At 46.4% G+C, this 20082-nt stretch carries 17 protein-coding genes; 3 read left to right on the forward strand and 14 right to left on the reverse strand.

Translation table 11 applies throughout. The features are described from left to right. Positions 1-43: 43 nt before the first annotated feature. Entirely contained in the window at positions 44-1207 is a 1164-nt protein-coding gene (gene degS, locus NSQ37_RS02405; protein ID WP_007407484.1) for a two-component sensor histidine kinase DegS, read from the reverse strand. A 222-nt stretch (positions 1208-1429) separates the two neighbouring features. On the opposite strand from degS, the gene NSQ37_RS02410 reads away from it, so the two are divergent. Both NSQ37_RS02410 and NSQ37_RS02415 read left to right on the forward strand, forming a co-directional pair. Beyond that, positions 1430-2077, forward strand: coding sequence for a YigZ family protein (locus NSQ37_RS02410; protein ID WP_007407485.1), 648 nt, complete (start codon positions 1430-1432; stop codon positions 2075-2077). A gap of 4 nt (positions 2078-2081) precedes the next feature. Then, positions 2082-3332 (forward strand): LCP family protein, encoded by a 1251-nt coding sequence (locus NSQ37_RS02415; RefSeq protein ID WP_015240688.1) that lies wholly within the window; start codon positions 2082-2084, stop codon positions 3330-3332. Positions 3333-3431: 99 nt separating this feature from the next. Here the strand turns inward: NSQ37_RS02415 and NSQ37_RS02420 are convergent, their stop codons facing one another. The 12 genes from NSQ37_RS02420 to NSQ37_RS02475 all read right to left on the reverse strand — a co-directional run bounded on the left by NSQ37_RS02420 (position 3432) and on the right by NSQ37_RS02475 (position 17751). Further along, positions 3432-4508 carry a glycosyltransferase family 4 protein gene (locus NSQ37_RS02420; RefSeq protein WP_003151382.1) on the reverse strand — a complete coding sequence of 359 codons (1077 nt, stop codon included), beginning with the start codon at positions 4506-4508 and terminating at the stop codon, positions 3432-3434. A 132-nt stretch (positions 4509-4640) separates the two neighbouring features. Beyond that, a complete protein-coding gene (tuaH, locus tag NSQ37_RS02425) occupies positions 4641-5837 on the reverse strand; it encodes a teichuronic acid biosynthesis protein TuaH (protein WP_094031330.1) in 1197 nt (398 codons plus the stop codon). A 19-nt stretch (positions 5838-5856) separates the two neighbouring features. Further along, complete coding sequence (tuaG, locus tag NSQ37_RS02430; protein ID WP_012118576.1) at positions 5857-6615, reverse strand: teichuronic acid biosynthesis protein TuaG; 759 nt, start codon at positions 6613-6615, stop codon at positions 5857-5859. A gap of 23 nt (positions 6616-6638) precedes the next feature. Next, positions 6639-7319 (reverse strand): teichuronic acid biosynthesis protein TuaF, encoded by a 681-nt coding sequence (tuaF, locus tag NSQ37_RS02435; RefSeq protein WP_122504229.1) that lies wholly within the window; start codon positions 7317-7319, stop codon positions 6639-6641. Further along, a complete protein-coding gene (tuaE, locus tag NSQ37_RS02440; RefSeq protein WP_099567129.1) occupies positions 7316-8803 on the reverse strand; it encodes a teichuronic acid biosynthesis protein TuaE in 1488 nt (495 codons plus the stop codon). Before tuaE ends, tuaF begins: the two co-directional genes overlap by 4 nt. Positions 8804-8869: 66 nt before the next feature. Continuing rightward, positions 8870-10210 carry a UDP-glucose 6-dehydrogenase TuaD gene (tuaD, locus tag NSQ37_RS02445; RefSeq protein WP_122504230.1) on the reverse strand — a complete coding sequence of 447 codons (1341 nt, stop codon included), beginning with the start codon at positions 10208-10210 and terminating at the stop codon, positions 8870-8872. A 4-nt stretch (positions 10211-10214) separates the two neighbouring features. Then, positions 10215-11411 carry a teichuronic acid biosynthesis protein TuaC gene (tuaC, locus tag NSQ37_RS02450; RefSeq protein ID WP_099567131.1) on the reverse strand — a complete coding sequence of 399 codons (1197 nt, stop codon included), beginning with the start codon at positions 11409-11411 and terminating at the stop codon, positions 10215-10217. After that, complete coding sequence (tuaB, locus tag NSQ37_RS02455) at positions 11408-12856, reverse strand: teichuronic acid biosynthesis protein TuaB (RefSeq protein WP_076424614.1); 1449 nt, start codon at positions 12854-12856, stop codon at positions 11408-11410. The genes tuaC and tuaB overlap by 4 nt, the downstream gene beginning before the upstream one ends. Before the next feature lie 36 nt (positions 12857-12892). Continuing rightward, the gene (locus NSQ37_RS02460; RefSeq protein ID WP_003151373.1) at positions 12893-13552 is read right to left on the reverse strand and encodes an exopolysaccharide biosynthesis polyprenyl glycosylphosphotransferase; all 660 of its coding nucleotides are present in this window, start codon (positions 13550-13552) and stop codon (positions 12893-12895) included. A gap of 216 nt (positions 13553-13768) precedes the next feature. Continuing rightward, positions 13769-15259, reverse strand: coding sequence for an N-acetylmuramoyl-L-alanine amidase (locus NSQ37_RS02465; RefSeq protein ID WP_012118582.1), 1491 nt, complete (start codon positions 15257-15259; stop codon positions 13769-13771). Positions 15260-15280: 21 nt separating this feature from the next. Then, positions 15281-17401 (reverse strand): SpoIID/LytB domain-containing protein, encoded by a 2121-nt coding sequence (locus NSQ37_RS02470; RefSeq protein ID WP_020956425.1) that lies wholly within the window; start codon positions 17399-17401, stop codon positions 15281-15283. A gap of 32 nt (positions 17402-17433) precedes the next feature. Continuing rightward, positions 17434-17751, reverse strand: a complete 318-nt coding sequence (locus NSQ37_RS02475; RefSeq protein WP_007407496.1) for a hypothetical protein — start codon at positions 17749-17751, stop codon at positions 17434-17436. Between the two features lie 180 nt (positions 17752-17931). Here NSQ37_RS02475 and tagU point away from each other — a divergent pair, with 180 nt between their 5' ends. Continuing rightward, positions 17932-18849, forward strand: coding sequence for a polyisoprenyl-teichoic acid--peptidoglycan teichoic acid transferase TagU (gene tagU / locus NSQ37_RS02480; RefSeq protein WP_003151369.1), 918 nt, complete (start codon positions 17932-17934; stop codon positions 18847-18849). A gap of 60 nt (positions 18850-18909) precedes the next feature. Here tagU and NSQ37_RS02485 read toward each other — a convergent pair. Then, positions 18910-20060, reverse strand: a protein-coding gene (locus NSQ37_RS02485) for an IS3 family transposase (RefSeq protein ID WP_094031235.1) whose coding sequence is annotated in 2 segments (ribosomal slippage) — positions 18910-19787 and positions 19787-20060 — 1152 coding nt in all. Because the reading frame shifts where the segments join, the coding sequence is not laid out codon by codon here. Between the last annotated feature and the right edge of the window lie 22 nt (positions 20061-20082).

The raw sequence follows: 20082 nt of genomic DNA on the forward strand, positions 1-20082 counted from the left end.
CGCCGCTGTTCGGTCAATATGTCTTTTGGCTCTATTTAACAAATTATAGGCCGAGAGATAACGGAACCTTAATCATGATAAATGTCCCAAGACCTATTTTAGAGTCTATCGTTATCGTTCCTTCAAGCAGATCTACTCTTTCTTTCATTCCCAGCAAGCCGAATGACTTGTTTTTCTTTTGTTTAGCATCCTTAATATCAAAGCCTTTTCCGTTGTCCTTAATGATGAGAACGACAAAATCAGCGGTTACTTCCACTTTTACTGTAATTTCCTCTGATTCTGAATGCTTGAGTGCATTTGTGACGGCTTCCTGAGCGAGACGGAAAAGCGCCACTTCAAATTGCGGGGCAAGCCTTTGGTTCTCCGTGTCTCCGATACACTGAAAATGTATTTTCACCTTTCCGTTGTATTCTTCAGTTGTATAAAGATATTTTCTCAGTGTCGGAATCAGCCCGAGATCGTCCAATGCCATCGGTCTTAAATCATATATAATCCTTCTGACTTCGTAAAGGGCATTCCGCACATTCTGCCGCAGATTTCTGATTTCCTGAAATCCGTCCTCCGTGCCGCGGTCGCGGAAGATCCGTTCAATTAATTCCGATCTCATCATGACATTTGCCAGCATTTGCGCGGGACCGTCATGAATTTCTCTGGAAACTCTTTTTCTTTCTTCCTCTTGGGCTTCAATGATTCTTAAACCGAAATCTTGTTTAGCCTGCGCATCGGCAAGAAGAAGCCCTACTTGGCGAAGGTCTTGATTCAGGTAATTCAGAACGACGGTTATTTGGCTGACCAATGATTCTGACCGTTCAATGATTTCCTGAAGCCCCAAAAGCCGGCGTTCTAAATCATCTCTGCGCTCCCGCAGCTGCTTTTCACGCTGTTGGATCATCGTCAGTTCCACTTGAAGTTTGTGCGCCTTTTCATAGGCGTTGCGAATTTCTTCTTCGCTGAACTTATGGAAATTTCTGCTTACTTCAGACAAGCGGTTTCGTGCGTGCCGCGTATGAACTTCAAGTTTGTCGCCCAGCTCAATGACTTCGTAGACCTGCTGTTTGATCTGTTTAAGTTCTTCAACCAGCTGCTCATATTGCTGGCGCGACTGCTCTCCGATTTGAAAAACCTCGTCCTTACTCCCGTCCACGGTTTTCAGCATTTTCATAAGTATAGAATCCAAAACTTTGGAGTCCATCTTCGATTTATTCATCTGTCTCCCTCCGTAACGGTGTTGTTATGTATTTTTATTATAAATGTAATTGAACTGCAATTTATGTCGAATTATAATGAAAGAATGCGTATATTCTAGAAAAAAACATTTTTATATAGTATCTTACTCTTTCATGATACCAAAATATGCGCAAAAATTCTAAAGTCTGTTCGAATTTGTAGAAACAAGTCTTTTAATGCTTGTCAGGAGGGTCCAGCAATCATGCTGCACAGCTATTTAACAGTTAAAGAAACGGGTGAACATGAGATTGTGATTGAAAAATCGCGTTTTATCTGTCACCTGAGCCGTGCTGCTTCTGAAGAGGAAGCGCAGGAATTTATACAAAAGATAAAAAAACAGCACTGGAATGCGACTCATAACTGCTCAGCTTATCTGATCGGCGAAACCGACCATATACAAAAGGCGAATGATGACGGAGAACCAAGCGGCACAGCCGGCGTCCCCATGCTGGAAGTGCTAAAAAAACGCGGTCTGAAAGATACCTGCGCGGTGGTTACCCGGTATTTCGGCGGAATAAAGCTCGGTGCAGGCGGATTGATTCGTGCATATGGGAAGTCAGTGTCTGAAGGCTTAAATCATATAGGAGTTACGGAGCGGAAGCTGATGCGGATTATGCATACATCAGCGGATTATACGTGGCTCGGCAAGATAGAGAACGAACTGAGAGAATCAGTTTTTTTACTGAAAGATATCCATTATGCGGATCATGTCGAATTTGAAACGTACGTTGAAGAAAAAGACAAAGAAGCGTTTATCAAATGGATGACAGAGCTGACGAACGGCAAGAGTAAGAATACAGAGGGAGAACTGACGTATTTAGAAACAGACGTCAGCCCTAAAGGAGACTAATGTAATGGCTGAACGTGTAAGAGTGCGTGTTCGAAAGAAAAAGAAAAGCAAACGAAAGATCATATTCAAACGAATTTTGCTGCTGCTTACCCTCGTTTTGTTAGTCGCTGCCGGGTTTGGCGGATACAAAGTATACAAAACGATCAATGCGGCAGATAATGCATATGATGCCCTTTCCCGCGGAGACAAATCAAAACTTCGGGATAAAGTCATCGATATGAAGAAAAAACCGTTCTCCATTTTGTTTATGGGGATCGAAAATTATGCTACAAGCGGAAAAGGCGGACGATCAGACTCTCTTATTGTCGTTACCCTTGATCCGAGAAATAAAACAATGAAAATGCTGAGTATTCCGCGTGATACGCGGGTGACGCTTGCCGGCGATACAACCGGTAAAAAATCAAAAATCAATGCGGCTTTTGCTAAAGGCGGGGCGGATGAAACCGTCTCAACCGTCGAAGACTTATTAGGCATACCGATTGATAAGTATGTCACTGTCGATTTTAACGGCTTTAAGGATGTTATTGATGAAGTCGGCGGAGTCAATGTAAAAGTGCCTTTTGACTTCGACGAGATGAGTGACGTCAGTAAAAAGAAACGGATCTACTTCAAGAAAGGAAACATGCATTTGAACGGTGAGCAGGCTCTGGCTTACGCACGCATGAGAAAGCAGGATAAACGCGGAGACTTCGGCCGTAATGACCGCCAAAAGCAAATCCTAAATGCACTGATCGACCAAATGTCTAAGGCTGGAAATATTGCTAAAATCGATAAAATCGCTGAAACAGCAAGCAATAATGTCCAAACGAATATTCGAATCACTGAAGGACTCGCCCTTCAGCAGATTTACAACGGCTTTACCAGCAAAAAGATTGATACACTGACCATAACAGGATCAGATTTATATTTAGGCGGCGGCGGAACCGCGTCTACGGGCGGAACGTATTATTTCCAGCCCGATCCGACCAATCTCGAAAAAGTACGGCAGGAATTGCAGAAACACCTGGATTACCCGTCCGGAAGCAGCACGGCGTCCGATCCTGCTTCTGACAGCACCGGAACGGACAGTACGACTGATTCGACTTCTGACAGCACAGGAACAGGCGGTACGGCTGATTCGACTTCCGGCAGCGCAGGAACAAGCGGTACCACTGATTCAACCAACGGTACTGCCGGTGCAAACGGTACGGACAGCACACAGTCCGGCGGCACACAGTCCGGCGGCACACAGTCCGGCGGCACAACAGGCTATTAAGAGTAAACCCGATCCTTTGAGCAGGATCGGGTTTTTTTATATAATAAGAGAATAGCAGAATCCACAAAAAAAGCAGACCATTCGCATGATCTGCTCTTTTTAATTTTTCTTTACCAATCTCTTGTAAAACTTGGTAAATGGTTTAAATTGTTCATTTACTAACCCTGTGACCTCTGCTATGATTTGCATAAATACAATCAATACAAAAATAATAAACAGCGAAAGCCATATGGTCGCGCTTTTCAGCAGGATGGCACTGACGCTGAAAATAAAGCCGATTAAATAAATGATAATGACAGCCGTGCGATGTGACAGCCCGAAGGCCATCAGCCGGTGGTGTATATGTGACTTATCAGGCGCCGAAATCGGCTGTTTGTTTAAAATCCGCCTGATGACGGCGAATGTCGTATCAAAAATCGGCACGCCCAAAATGATGATCGGAATGATGATACTGAATAAAGTAACACTTTTATAAAGACCTAATAATGAGAGTACTGAGATGACGTATCCGAGAAAGAGCGATCCGGTATCTCCCATAAATATCTTTGCCGGGTGAAAATTATAAAATAAAAATCCGAGTGTGCTTCCTATCACGACAAGTGAAAGTGACAGAATAAGGATTTTCCCTCCGGACAACGCCATAACGGCGATAGTGGAGAGTCCGATGACCGACAGGCCGGCAGCGAGTCCGTCCAAACCGTCAATCAGGTTCATCGCGTTCGTAATACCGACGATCCATAACACAGTCAGCGGGTAAGCGACCCATCCCAATTCTAAACGTTCCGTTAAAAACGGTACGGAGAAAAAGTCCATTTTCAGTCCCGTGCTCACAATCATAATGGCCACGGCCAGCTGGACGAAAAACTTTACCTTTGCGCTTAATTGGTATTTATCATCGAGGATTCCTAAAATAACAATAATAAACGCACCCACTGTAATGGCGGTCATTTTTGTTTCATTATATATGCCGGCCGCGAGCACACCCGCCGCTACGCCGATAAAGATGGCCAGGCCGCCCATACGGGGCATTATTTTATCATGTACTTTTCGGTTGCTGGGCTGGTCAACTGCACCTATTTTGATCGCAATTTTTTTTACGATAGGAGTTAGGATTAAAACCGTTAGCAGAGAGACAAAAAACGCAACAACTATGCGAAACATGCGTTCGTCAAGCATAAAGAAGTCTCCTTTGGAATTATATGAAGTCTTTTCTGATATTGAACCGTTCCTTCCATTATAATTCTTACTAGTTATTATAACAAGCATCATCAAAAAGAAACACGCAAATCAAAAAATGCGCTTTCCCTTTTAATGGGATTGCGCATTTTTCAATATACCCGTGCATTCGAGCATTCGGCCGAATAAAACATTCCAATCCCGTCTCCGGGCCAATTCACGGCGCAAAGCCTCATATGATCCGCTGCGGTCCGCTGCCAGAAGCGCGTCGCAGGCCGCGATGAAATCTGCGGGGTCACTGCCTTCAACGTGTTCATAAACGAAAGGCCTTTTGATTTTTGACGTAGAAGAAAGGTTGCAGCCGACAACCGGTTTTCCGGCGGCTAAAAATTCAAAAAGCTTGAGCGGAAATACCGCGTCATTATAAGGTGAATTTTTATAAGGCATGATGCCGATGTCGACAAGCTGCATATAGGACGGCACTTCATTCGGCGCGGCAGGTCCCGTCCAGATGACATTCGGACGCTCCAGAAGCGACTTGAAATCCGGATCGTCCTGAGCCGTGTTCGGGCCTACCAATAAAATCGTCCAGTCAGGCCTCACATCTGCCGTTTCCGCCATAAGCGCAAAATCGAGCTTCGGTTTGATTCCGCCGATAAAACCGAGAACCGTTCCGTTCCGTCCCCGCAAAATGTCTTCATCCGGCTGTTTATTTTCCCGTGAAAACAGGTCATATTCCACTCCGTTTTCAATGGTGAACACTTTCTGGTGCGGGTTCTCCAGCTTTTTTCCGACCTCCTGGTGCAGACAGTCAGATGTACACGTAATGGAATCGGCACGCTGAATGATTCTCATTTCCGCCTGTTTAATGATGTTTCTTCTAACATTTGACAGCACCCCGGACCGGCCGCTGATCGGAGCGGCCCACAGATCACTGCAATCATAAATCACTTCATCCCAAGGAAACAGATCTGCCAGAAGCGGAAAACCGGGGAAGGTGTACCATAAGCAGCAGCGGGCCCCTTCTCCTTCTTCCTTCAGCATGTTCAACAATGGTGAAAGCTTATGCCTGTAGCACATGTCTGTATACCTGCCGAAGCGGAAAGCTTTTTGCCGCATGAGATCCTTTACAGTGAACTGCCGGATTCCCTCAGCGATCCCGGCCATTTGACCATCATTGGCTTGCGGAGACGGGCATACCCAAATGACGCTTTTCGTTTCTTTTTGCCGGGCGAGAAATTCAGCCAGCCGGTGCCGTCTGTATCTCAGCCGGTCATGCCCCCATTCCGCCGCTCCGACGATTACGTGAATAATCGGTTCCACCTTCATCACCCAGCTCCTCTGACGCCTACAGTCTTTTCAAGACCGCGTTTTTCGCATATTGCATAAAACACCACGAAGCCTTGATAAAATGCAGGCGCTCAATTTCTCTATAAACAAACCACGTTTTTTTTGCGGCTTTCCACTTGTTGCTTGAAATCGAATTCTGCACAAGCCTGTATTCTGAAAGGCACTCATTCAGGCCGTAAGCCGTAAATCCCCTTTTCAGCAGGGAAAGCCATGTCGCTAAATCCTGCCGCGTTCTGATATCAGGCATTTGAATCTGCCCCGTCTGCTCTCTGTCAATCATGACCGTTAAACACCCGATAATCGTGTTTTTTAAAGCTTCATCATATGACAGGCTTTCAGGGGCTTGAATCGTTTTGTCCGTCGGCGTTCCGTCCTGCTCCATGACGCTGTAGCCCGTAAATGAAAAAGCGCAGGACCGCTCTGCCATAAACGCAAGCTGTTTTTGAAGCTTTTCCTTTTTCCATCTGTCATCGCTGTCCAGAAATGCGACATAACGGCCCTTGGCATGTTTAAGGGCTGTATTTCTGGCAGCCGCGGCTCCCCCGTTTTTCTCTAAATAAACGACGCGGATCCGCTCATCCTTTTGTTCATATTGCCGTAAAATATCTCTCGTTCCGTCCGTTGAACAATCATCCGCGATAATCATTTCCCAATGCGGGTGGCTTTGATGTAAAACGGACTGAATCGTGTCTTCGATATATTCACTTGCATTATAAGACGGTGTAATGACAGATACGAAAGGTTTCCAGTTTGTCATGGTCACATCTCCATCGCAGATTTTTACAAGGACTCTCTAAAAAACTCAGGAATGACAATGAACATAAATGCAACTGCAATGCCGATTAAAACGCCCAGAACCGCTTTCTTTTTCGGCGGCATGCCTTGTCCCGCCGTTTCATTCATCGGCTCTGAATTGATGATGCCGGCCGCTTTCAGGTTCAGCTGCGTATTTTTCAATTCGTATAAAAATCGTTCCTTATCCACTTTGGCGTCCGCGCTGACGGTTTCTCCTTCAAGCGCAGCAATACTCTGCCGCACTACTTTTGCCCGTTTTTCAAACAGGTCCTGATCATTCTTCAGAAAAGTTTTTATGACGGCTTGAAACACCGATTCGGTCTCCTGTTTGTTTTGGCCGCTGTAGCTGATCGTGATCAATGAATCTGATTGTGTTTCGACAGTCAGTTTACTTTTCACGGCCGCTCTTTCTTCGTCTGTTTTATCAGGCAAAGCCTGCTTTAAAAAGGCATCGCTCGTCAAAAGGAGCGGGATTTCTTTTGTATTGTTATAAAGCGGATGATCATAATTTCCCGCGGCGATCGCGGCTTCTGATGTAAAACTGCTGCCCCCGCTGATTTTTGACGGCAATACATATCCCGCTGCCCCTAACACAACGGGCAGCGCAATGATCCAAATGATATTCTTTTTGATACGCTGGGTTATTCTTGTCAACATATCCTTCATCTCGCATCTCCCTGTTTTTCATAGTACGCCGTGACGGCAGGCTCCTTTTGTAAACGCCTCAATATATTGACCGCCGCGATCACGAGCGAGAGAAATACCCAGTGGAAAAATAAATTTGATACGGAGCTTGGGCTGATGCTGCTTACCAAAAAACCGGCCATCGCCGTGATAAGTCCTTCTGTGATCAGTCTTGACTGATTTTCCGATTTTCTTTCATGACATTTATAAAGTGTCCAAAAAAGGAACAAATAGACTGTCAGGTAACCGAGCATCGTAAGAACGCCGAAGTTCGCCATAATCTCGACGAGCCAGTTGTGCACCTCAACTACGCCGCCCGTATCATAAACGGGCTCTGCTTTTAAATAGTAAGAGACGTTTCCGGCACCCACTCCAAACCCCCAGGAATCAATCACATAGTGAAAGGCGTTTTTTAAAAGATTCGCCCTCGCGAGGTTGGAAGGAAGCGGATGCTGTCCCGGCATCGCCTGCGGAGCTGAAAACAGATTCAAGACGGCATTGGTGATACGGCCCGCAAATAAAACCGCAAACAGCGCCGCACCCGCTCCCGCTGCGTACAGCGCGAGTTTTTTCAACAGGGAAGGCAGCAGGATGAAGACGTATACAGCCGCCCCCGCGCATATGCCCAGCAGACTCGCGCGCGAACCGGTCAAAATGATTAAATACAAAGCGCAGATCGCAAAGAGCAGGCTGACGGCCTTCACATAGCCGTTTTTCATATTTTTCACCGCCGCCGCATACAGAAAGAAACTGATGCACAAAAACGTTGCGAAATCATTTTGATTAAAGAAAACGGACGTCGGATAATGCTGTTTGTACTGCGGGCCGTTATAAAGCGTGGAGCTCGGCAGATGGTGGTGTGTAAAATGATTGTAAAAGCCGATCGCCATCACAAAAATGGTCATCACAAGCCATATGCCGTAAAAAACCATCAGCTGATCAAAGCGCTGAATGAACATGACAATAAGATAAATCAGAAACATGCCCATTCCCATTAAAGCTAAATATTTAATCCCGTACGTCACGGATTTTGCCCACAATAACGATAGGAGACCGTATGTAAACCATAAGGCGAAAAACATCAGAACCCCTTTTACATTCACCCGATTCCATCTGTCAATATGATGACGGTTTGTCAGGATGCCGGCGACGTGAAGGGCGCCCGCTCCGATTAATAACAGCCGGTATATAAATAAGCTGAAAAATCCGAGATGGACCGCAAAGAAGGCCTGGTTTAAAAATGTACACGCGATCAGTATATAAATGAGCCCCATAAACATCTGACCGTTTGTTGTAAAGGCGGATAGCAAAGCAAGTCCGGCAATACCGATCATGGCGGCAAGCAGCAGCACGGTGATTTTTCCGAATCCGGCATCCGTCCTGACCGCCTCCAGCGTGATGAATCCTCCTGTAATGAGAGCGGCAAGCAGCACAAGAACATGTGCCGCTGAACGTTTGATACTCACATGGCAAACCCCTTTCCAAAACAGCAGCCGAGCCGGGCTGCCGAGAGCCTGAAGACAAATCTTTTTCTATCTTGCCAGTTCTTTTATTTGCCGATCGGCATGAACCGCCGGACGTCCGACGGAATGATAAGTGAATCCTGAAATCCTCATATACTCCAGCGGAAACATATTTCTGCCGTCAATGATAACCGGCTGTTTGAGCAGCTGCTTCACTCTCTGAAGATCCATCTCCTTGACTTCCGGCCAATCTGTTGTAATCAGGCATGCGTCCGCGTTTTTGATGGCACTGTACAGCTCTGTGTGATATTCAATGCCGCCGTCTCCTAATATCGCTGACGCTTCGGGAATCGCGATCGGATCATACGCTTTCACATGAGCGCCCTGCTCTTTAAGGCTTGTGATGATATCAAGAGCCGGGGCGGAGCGGACGTCATTTGTGTGCGGTTTAAAGGCCAGCCCCAGTACGGCCGCGGTTTTCCCTTTTAAGGGACCGATGGCGCGGTTCAATTTTTCCGTAATACGGACCCGCTGCTTCTGATTGGTTTCAATGACGGCTTCCATCATTTGAAACGGATAGCCGGCGGCGTTTGCGATATGCAATAAAGCAGTTGTATCCTTCGGAAAGCAGGATCCGCCGAATCCGATGCCCGCCTGGAGAAATTTATTCCCGATCCGGCTGTCAAGACCGACGCCTTCTGACACGTGGGAAATGTCCGCCCCGACACGTTCGCAAATATTGGCGATATCGTTAATAAAAGATATTTTCGCGGCTAAAAAAGCATTTGCGGCATACTTAATCATTTCCGCGCTTTCAAGATTCGTCTTTACGACCTTCGTACGGAACGGCTTATGAAGCTCTTCAATGACCGAAGCGGCATGTTCGCTTGTGGCGCCGATGACCGCCCGCTCCATCTGCATCGTATCCCGCACCGCCGAACCTTCACGGAGGAATTCAGGATTTGACGCGACATCAAACGGATATTTTCCCTTTGACGCTTCGCTGACGATTTGGTAAACGAGCTTTCCCGTCCCGACCGGAACAGTGCTTTTGGTGACAATGATTTTGTATCCGTTCAGCTGTTCTCCGATTGTTTGCGCCGCTGCCTTAATGTAGGTCAGATCGGCTTCACCCGTCTTTGACATCGGCGTACCGACGGCGATATAGATGATATCAGCGGCTTTCACAGCCGGCTCAATGCCGGCCGTAAAGGATAAGCGCCCGGCACTGACATTTTTTTCGGCTAATTCCTCAAGTCCCGGTTCATATATCGGGATGACTCCGTTTTGCAAGCTTCTGATTTTCGCTTCATTGATGTCACAGCAAGTCACATGATGGCCGATTTCCGCAAAACAAGTTCCAGATACAAGACCTACATACCCTGTTCCTAATACAGCGATTTTTTTCACAGCTTCATCCCTCTTTCGAAAGGTTCTCCTCTTGCCCGGCCCGGTTCATTACGGATCGGTATTTCTCTTTCAGCGTTTTCGCGTTTTGGCTTGCGTCAAAATACATGCGGACGGTTTGATAAAGTTCCTCGGCTGTTTGCGGCGTCCAAGCCTCTCCTTCGTCATATTGCAGAATCGATTCTGCCAGCGTCTCAGGTGAACCCGGCTTGATCAGCAACCCCCGGTGTTTCCCGAATAAAGAAGCCAATCCTCCGACATCGGTGCAGATCACCGGCACCTTCAGAGCGAGCGCCTCAATGACCACAGTCGGCATGCCTTCGCTGTAGGACGGCAGCGCCATTACATCCGAAGCCAGCAGATAGTCCTGTACCTTGTCGTTCGGCAATTGCCCCGTGACGATATGAGCGGCTTCACGCAATGAAGATGCGGCGGGACCGTCACCGACAAAGACGGCTTCATACCTTTCATCCAATGATTGAACGGCTTTTGATAAGTCGAAAACGCCTTTCTCTTTGACAAGCCTGCCGATGAACACGATCAGTTTTTTATCCGGAGGAAGGCCGAGCCGTTTTCTGACGGCTTCTTTCGTCTCGTTCCTTTTTCGGAAGGCGTCAAGCGTGATGCCGATCGGAAGCACGGTGCACTCCGCTTCGATAAGCTTTTTCATTTGTTCCCGCAGACTGCCGCTCACAGCGTAAATATCGGCTGCTTCCCGCACCGCAAATGTAAATGCGCGATGAGCGCTTTTGCTGTAATGCGGATAGACATTGACATCACTGCCATGCAAGGTCAGCACATACGGAATGCCTAAAGCCTTTGACACAATGGCGGCCGCTCCGCCTGACGGCATGGCGAAATGCGCGTGAATCAGATCGGGCTTCAGGCCATGATTTTTAATCGCGGAAAGAACCGATGACGCCATTCTTTTATGCGGCTGCGCCCATTTCAGCTGCCCGGGAACCGCCTGATAAAACGGCCGGTGGACGGACACGCCTTTCCGCCATTCATGCGCCGGCCTGATATCCTTTTGCCGATATGTCTTTTTCAGCACCCGGAATGGCGCGGCGAGTTTCGGCCGCGGACAAATGACGGTCATCTCCGCGCCAAGCTTTCTCAGTTCTTGGGCCTGCGTCTCATGAAAAACGCCTTCTCCCGGCTTCTCACTGCTCGGATAGACACTTGTCATCCACAATACCTTCATAGCAAACGTCCTTTTCTTAATTTACTTTTCATATGCGGATAAGCTTTTCCTAACAGGAATAAATAACACAACGCGCCGCAGGCTACGGAGATCGCCAGCCGCAGCTTGACATCAAGGCTGATCCGCTCCGTGCCGAAGCTGGCTGTAAAAGCGATGACACCCATTGCCGCCGTAAGCAGAAACGGTTTGGCCACGGCTTTGAAGTAAGCCGACAGCCGCAGCTTAATGACATATGCCAACAGCCAGCGCCCGATCAGGAAATTCAGGATGCTGATGAAAGCGTACGTCCAGGCTACCGTCAAGAGATTTCCGGACAGCACGGCGGCGTACAAAGATGCACCATACAGCAGCATCACCCCGGCGTCCCAATAAAACGCCAGATCGGCCCGCCCTTTTGCGAGCAGCACAGATCCGTTCGGATTCATCAGAACCCTTAATATCCCGACGATGGCGAGAACGTTTAAAACCGGGACAGCCGCCAGCCATTTTTCTCCGAATACCGAAGCCACGAATGCATCCGACACTGAAACCAAACCGAGCAAAAGCGGAAAGGATATCAGCGCGAGTATTTTGGTCATATTGAGAAATCCTTCTCTGATAACGCTGTTTTCATGCTTGTTTTTCGCAAAGACGGGAAACGCGACTCTCGTAATGATCGGATTAATTTTTAATACCGGAAGCGTGACAATCTGGTAGGCCAGATTGTAAATGCCGAGCGCCTCGGCGCCGATAAAACTGCCGATCAGAATCATATCAATATTCGCTCCGAGCCGGTTCACAAGCCGGGAAGACAGCTGAAAGGCCCCGAAAGAAAAGAAGCCTTTCATTCCTTTCAGATCAAAAACCAACGCCGGTCTCCATGTTTTTCTGCAGGACATCCAGTACAGAATCCCTTTTGACGATTGCAGCAGCACCTGGGAAATCACATAGGCGAGAATCGGGTCCGTATAAAAAACCGCGGCCGCCAAATACACGAAGGACAACACATTTGAAAAGATTTCAATCTTGCTTAACGTGTTAAATGCCAGCGCTTTTTGCAGCATATACTGGTATTGCTGACCGATCGGCGCGATTAAAAACATGACGGCCAGCACGCGGATTAAATAGACAAGCTCCTCCCGCCGATAAAAATCGGCGATGAGCGGACTGCTGAAAAACAGCAGCGCAAACAGCGCAAGCCCCGTTATGATATTCAGCCAGTACAAGGAAGACATCTGTTTATCAGTCACATGATCTTTTTGAATGAGCGCGGCGCCAAAACCCATATCAAGCGCGATTTGGGCAAACACCACTACCGTTGTGATCATGCCGACAAGGCCGAATTCAGCCAGTGACATGACCCGCCCGAGCAGGGCGAATTGGACGATTTGAATGACCGTAATACACGCTGTCGAAATACTTGTCCATTTGGCGCCGCTCAAGATTTGATTTGTAATACTAGGCATCGTTTTCCCTACTTTTTTGTCTGCTGACCAGAATTTTTATCGCGCCCCGTCACCGGTCCAGATCACTTTGCACGTTTTGAGCATAATCTTCAGTTCCAATGAAAAGGTCAGGTTGCGGATATAATATAAGTCAAACATCAGTTTTTCCCTCGGTGTCATGTCATATCCCCCGTTGACCTGCGCCCAGCCGCTTAATCCCGGCTTAACGGCCAGCCGCTCCGTAAACCCCGGAATCTCAGCCTGAAACTGTTCCGTAAACACGGGACGCTCGGGACGCGGGCCGATCAGGCTCATTTCTCCCCGAAGCACATTTACCAGCTGCGGCAGCTCATCTATACGGGTCCTTCTGATAAAAGCGCCGACCTTTGTCACGCGGGGATCCTTTTTCAGCGCCCAGACCGCCCCCGATTTTTCAGCATCTATTTTCATAGAGCGGAGCTTATACAAATAAAACGGCTTCCCGTCTTTGCCTACCCGCTCCTGCTTATAAAAAGCCGGGCCGGGCGACTCCAAACGAATCAGTATGGAGAACAGGCCCATCACCGGGAGCGCCGCCAAAAGCCCCGCAAGCGCAAACACAATGTCCATGAATCGCTTAAAAGCCAAATAACGGGCCGTTCTTTCCGTAACGGCAGCGGAAGTCCCCTGCCGCACTGCATAGTTATTATTTACATTCATGCTTTTCTCTGCTCCCACTGACACACACCTCACGATTTGTTGGGATGTTTGATGACCTATGCCGTGAGTTTAGCAGATGGATGTTAATTGGAAGTAAAGGAAGCGTTAATGTTTATTAGAATGTTTCGATTATTGTTTTTTTATTGTAAATCTATTCATATCCATATTTGAGACAAAGCATAATGAAAAATAAAAAAACAGACCGGTATGAACCGGTCTGTTTCCATGAAAAAATTATCGGAAATAGGAGGAAACGCCTTGGGTGATCCCCGCCGCGAGTCTGTCCTTTTTCGTTGATTGTTTTAAAATATTGGCATCAATCGGGCTTGTGACAAAACCGGTTTCTAACAAGACACTCGGCATTTTAGAATACTTAATGACGTAAAATCCGGCAGTTTTCACACTGCGGTCACGCGTGCCGAGAGCAGAAACCATTCTCGGCTGAATATTTTGGGCAAGCCTCAGACTGTTTGCGGATTGGTACGTTTTATCATAATACGTCTCCGTACCGTTTGCACTGCTGTTATCATTTGCGTTCGCATGGACGCTGATGAAAATATCGGCGTTCGCCTTCGCCCCTTTGTTCACTCTCTCCTCAAGCGAGTCAAAGGTGTCGCCCTTCCTCGACATTACAGTAAGCGCGCCCGCGCCGTATAATTGATTGTTAAGACGCGTAGCGATATCAAGATTTACATTTTTCTCAAGCAAGCCGTTGCCGGTTGCTCCTGAATCCTGATAGCCGTGCCCCGGATCAATAAAGACCGTTTTGCCGACAACGGGATTTTTAAGCTGCGACGCGGCATTGTTGCTTAAAGATGAAGCACTTCCTATGACGGTGAAGCTGGTGATGTTTTTACTTCCGATATACGTCCGGACGTCTTTTGACAGACTGTCTCCATTCGTCAGCAGGTGAACTCTTCCCTGTTTGGCGCTCAGCACGCCTCCGACGATGGTATCCGCCTCTTTAAAACCATTGGTAACAAACGTATAGCCTGTGCTTAAGCCTGTCTTTTTTGCAAGATTCACAGACAGGTTATAGCGGTTTTTGCCGCTGATTCTTGAAGGGTTCGGCAGCTTATTATAAAGTGAGCTGCTGATGCTGCTTGTCCCGCCAATGACAATCGTGTTTTTAATCCCTAAGCTTTTGATCGCATTGGACGTAGAACCATTTAATGTCGAATCATTAGTGAATAAAATCGGATATTTTTTAGCGGACGCATAAGAAATCGCAGCCATTCCATCTGCATCAACAAACCCGTTGACCACAAGGGCTGTAGAAGATCTTGTCATTTCACCCGCCACTTTTGCGGCTGTGGCATATCTCGTGCTCCCTGATAATCGTTTGACACTGATGCCTAATTTAGCAATTTGATTTTCAGTATTTTTCGAAACGGCAGGTGTGCCGCCTACGATAATCACATTTTTCGTTTTTAAATCAATTAATCCCTTTTTTGTGCCGGCAGACAGCTGATCTTTATTTGTAAACAGCAGCGGCGCATTTTTTTGATATGAAAGCGGCGCAGCGGCAATTGCATCGGCATATGAAGTTCCGCCGGTGATAATTACCGTTTTCGCTTCACCCCATGATTGTTTTGCCGCCAGTACAGCCGTATCATACCGGGTGCTTCCGCCGATCCTTTTAACCGTGTTATCAGCCAAAGCGGAAGGGACAAATAGAATGACCCCGAGAATAAAGACGGGGAGACATTTTATGATGAATTTCAATCCGATCTCCTCCACAGAAGTTTAGTAGTTTGTAAGTGCTGTATTAGGGTAATAGAACGCAAGAATAGAAGTATACGGCTCTCCGGCCTCCGCTCTTTCTTTTGCTCCGTATTGACTCATTCCTACGCCGTGACCGTATCCTTTTCCTGATATCGTGATTTGCGAAGAATTACCGGACGCACTGGCGTATGTGCTTTTAAAAGATGAAGCTCCGATCATCGTCCTGAGTTCAGACGCTTTCACCTCAACAGATGCAGTCTTGTTCATGACATAGCCCTTCGACTTGTCATTCACATGGTACGTGACCTTCACCGCGGCGTCTTCCGCGCGCTGGCCTTTTGTTTTTCCGGTTAGCGAGAGATCAGAGATGCTTGCAATTTTTATGGAACTTGCATTGGTTTCTTTATTTTTCATCAGCCAATTTTTTATTCCGTTGAGCTGCGCAGCATTTGCTTCGTTTGTTTTAGACCACCAGGATGCGGGATTTTTCATATCCAGACCCGCTGGCAGCTGCTGCTTCTGCAATGTTAAAGACCAGCTGATTTCCGGATCTTTTGTATCCTTTTTGGCTACTAAATACGGCACTTTCGATCCCCACACTTCATCGCCGGCTTCCATGTAACCGCCATTGCTTGATGAGTAAGTGGCATCTATCAATCTGCCGGAATAAGTGAGCACTTTCCCTTTTGTTCCGTTAACGGCTGCGGTGGCGTTTGGATACCAGCTGTATCCCCCGTAAACCTGAAAGGCCGTTGTATCCGCGACTGTTTGTCCCATCTTGCCGATAGAGTAGGTGCGGGCGGCAACAGCCTGGGCTTTCAGCGCTTCTGTCGGCCAGCTTCCCGGCATTTCATTCGGCAGGACACCTTTCAGATAATCCTCAAAAGGAATGTTTTCATTAACAGGTCTTACATATTTGCCGGATTCCGCAGTGAAACTCATATTCCCCAGATATGGCTTCCCGTCAATGCTGATTGTGTTTGCTGTTGAATATTTTTCAGGAACCGCCTTGAAAGACGTTTTTCCGCTGTTAATGCCTGCAACGCCTAATTTGCCGCCGGACGTTTCAATACGGTACGTCTTTCCGTTTACGAGATAAAACTCTTTTGCGTAAGCAGCCTTAACTGAATCGGCAATTGAATTCGCGCTGCCTATTAATGTATAAGAATAGGTGCCTTTCGTTTTAAAAAGGCTGGCCTCGTCGGCGGGTGTTTCGCTTTTTTTGATGTATACAAGCGGCATGTGATTTGCGGCGGCAATATTTGATCCGACAACGATGTCCGCTAATTTAGTCCCGTTGGCAGCCACCGTTTTGCTTGCATCCATGCCGAGCGAAGTGACTGCGTTTGCTGATATTTGATATCTGTTTGATCCGGTAATTCTTTTGGTGACCGAGGCCTTCTTTTTAATTTGATTCTCCACATCTTTGCTGACGCTTGAAGTGCCTCCCATGATGATCACTTTTTTAGGCAGATTGTAGCTCGGAAGGGAGTCTTTTTTCGTCAGGAGAATTGGATAGCCGTTTTGCGCAGCATAAGGCGCGATTGCCAGCGCATCCGTATATACATCCCCCGTTACTACGACCGCCTGGTCATAGCTGCCCATTTCGGCCGCAATATTTTTGGACAGATCATATCTGTTTTTTCCGCTGATCCGTTTCGTGCGGCCGTATTTCTTCAATGTCTTTTCCGCGGCCGACGAAATACTGTTCGTCCCGCCGATGATTAAAATATTATCCGGACTGAATTTCTTGATTTGCGCTTCTGTGCTGCTGCTCAGTTTTTTCGCTTCAGTCAGCAGAACAGGCGCTTTCAGTTTATTCGCTAAAGGAATGACGGAAAGCGTGTCCGCAAAATAAGCATCCGTATTAACGACAACTATGTTGGACGGGTTTTTCCAATACTTGGATGTCGCGGCGTTAGCCGTATCATATTTGGACGCGCCTCCCAATCTGGCAACGGAGGAGACATCGCTTCCCGTCAGTTTATAAGTTCCTGAAGGTTCGATATTCAGAGTCGATTTATTACCAATATAATTCGTCAGTTTTACTGAGATATCAGAACTGGACGCAAAAGTGCTTTCCGGTAATAAAGCCAGGCTGAATATCACAGAAAAACAGACAGCCCATATTGTTTTCTTCAATTTTTATCCCGCCTTTTGCTGATCATGGTGTATTATTTTGCTTTCTCGATTTCCTTGATCTCTTTTTGGCCTTTATCATTTGTGAAATACGTAATGCTGACTTTGTCATTTTCGCTGAATTTATTCAGAACATCAGAGAAGTCATCAGAAAATTCAAAGCTGACGGGCTGATCATCCACTTTTACTTCAATTGTGTGCGTATCCGCCATACCGACATAATATGCCGTTTCTTTTTGAGCCTGGTTCTCCGAAGAACCGCTTCCCTTCTTTGATTGATCCGCCGTTCCGCACGCTGCCAATACAACAGAAAAAAGCAGTATTAAGAACGAAGCTGCAATAGTTTTTTTCATTTTTTTCACCTCATCTTTATGTATCGTCTTATACTAACTTTTTTTTAAGGTAATTTTAAGGTCTTTTTGTAACCTTTTTTTAAGAATTTCGTCTATTACATGGTTATAAGTAAAAATATGACTGGGTTTATAAAGATTAGTAAATTGTATCAGGAAAGTTAATAGAAAAGGTGATGACAAATGAGAGCTGAACGAAAAAGAAAGAAGAAAAAAGTTCTTCTGACAATCGTAACAATCATCGGGCTGTTAGTTTTATCATCAGGAGGCTACGTCTACTACTTGTGGCACAAAGCGGCTTCAACGGTGGCAAGCATTCAGGAAGACTTGAAAAAATCGGACAAACGTGACACGGATATAGATCTCGGAAAGAAGGATCCGATTTCTGTTTTAATCATGGGCGTCGATGAGCGGAAAAATGACAAGGGGCGCGCGGATACGATGATTTATATGACCGTCAATCCTAAAACGAATACAACAGAAATGGTCAGCATTCCGCGTGATACGTATACGAAAATCTCCGGCAAAGGTACGATGGATAAAATCAACCACTCCTATGCTTTCGGCGGAACGCAGATGGCCGCGGATACCGTCGAGGACCTGCTTGACGTGCCGGTAGATTATTTTGTGAAAGTAAACATGGAGAGCTTCAAAGATACCGTGGATACACTCGGCGGGATTACGGTGAACAGCACGTTTGCCTTCAACTACGACGGGCACTCTTTCGGAACGGGGAACATCAGCCTGAACGGCGAAGAAGCACTTGCCTACACGCGTATGAGAAAAGAAGATCCCAGGGGGGATTTCGGCAGGCAGCAGCGCCAGCGCCAAGTGATTGAAGGGATTATTTCTAAAGGGGCAAACATCTCGTCTGTCACGAAATTCGGAGATATGTTTAAGGTCATTGAAAACAATATGAAAACAAACATGTCATTCGATGATATGTGGACGGTTATGACTGACTATAAAAACGCCCGCAGCAAAGTCACTCAGCATGAACTGAAGGGAACGGGAACGAGAATCAACAATATCTATTATTACAAATTAGATGAAGCAAGCCTCGCTTCAGTCAAAAAAGAATTAAAAGAAAGCCTGAAATAATAAAAAAACTCTGCATATGAGGGACTGACCCCCGTTTTTGAGACAGGGATCAAAACACCTTTAAGCAGCCAGCTGTCGGTATGTGACCGGCGGCTGGTTGTTTAGTTTCGTTTGAATACGAATGTTGTTATAATAGTGTATATAGGTTTCGACAGTTTGTTCTACGATGGTCGTCGTAGTGCTTTCCAACCTGTCGAGGTAGAACGTTTCAGACTTTAGTGAGGAATGAAACGATTCGATGGAGGCATTATCAGCGGGCGTCCCTTTGCGGGACATGCTCATGGTAATGCCTTTTGTTTTAACAGCTTTCTGATACTCATAAGATGTATAAACAGAACCTTGGTCACTATGTAACACACAGTTCTCTGGCAGTGCGGGCAGCTGATCAAGTGTGTGTAAGACAAAGTCTGTGTCCTGTCTATCGCCAATCGTAAAAGCAATCACTTCTCCATTGTATAAATCCAATATACTGGAAAGATACAATTGTTTCTGCCCATAAGGCAAATATGTGATATCCGTTACTAGCTTTTCCAGAGGGCGATCAGACTGAAAGTTCCGATCCAATATATTCTCGGCCACGGCATATGGCTGCCCATTCTTCTTACGCTTTTTCACCTTAACCCGGCATTGCCACTGATTCTTCTGCATAATGCGCTGAACCGTTTTATGATTCATACGCATTCCCTTTTTTAATATGGCTGTGATTTTCCGATAGCCATATCGATACTTGTGTTCTCGGCACAACGTGCCGATTTGTTTTTCTAAATGGTATTTAGGGTTATCTTTCATCAGATTCTTCTTCCAACGATAATAAGATGCTCGTGAGATACCTAAATGAATACAGATATCCTTTATGGTCATTGTGCTGCGCAATGCTTCTACAAGCTCGACTGGCGTTTCGCTATCAGCTTCCTTTCCAATTCGTTGTACTTTTTTAACACTTCATTCTGTTGTCTCAGATAACGATTTTCTGCCTGCAGTTTCTCTAATTCGGAAGAATACTCTGGACCTTTTCCATAAGAATATTGCTTTCCGACAGGTTGTTCGAATCGATGTGTGTCCCCAGCTTTATACCACCTGACCCATGTCTGCACCTGCGTCTTATTCTTTATATTCAATTCCTGCATGATCTCCTTCACAGGCACGCCCGCCAATCTCATTTCTACAGCCTTCTGTTTGACTTCAACCGGATAACTCACTCTTGCCCTCATAGAAAAACACCTCCAAGTCTAA

The sequence above is a fragment of the Bacillus sp. FSL P4-0334 genome (assembly GCF_038004825.1).
GTDB classification, from domain to species: Bacteria; Bacillota; Bacilli; order Bacillales; family Bacillaceae; genus Bacillus; species Bacillus velezensis.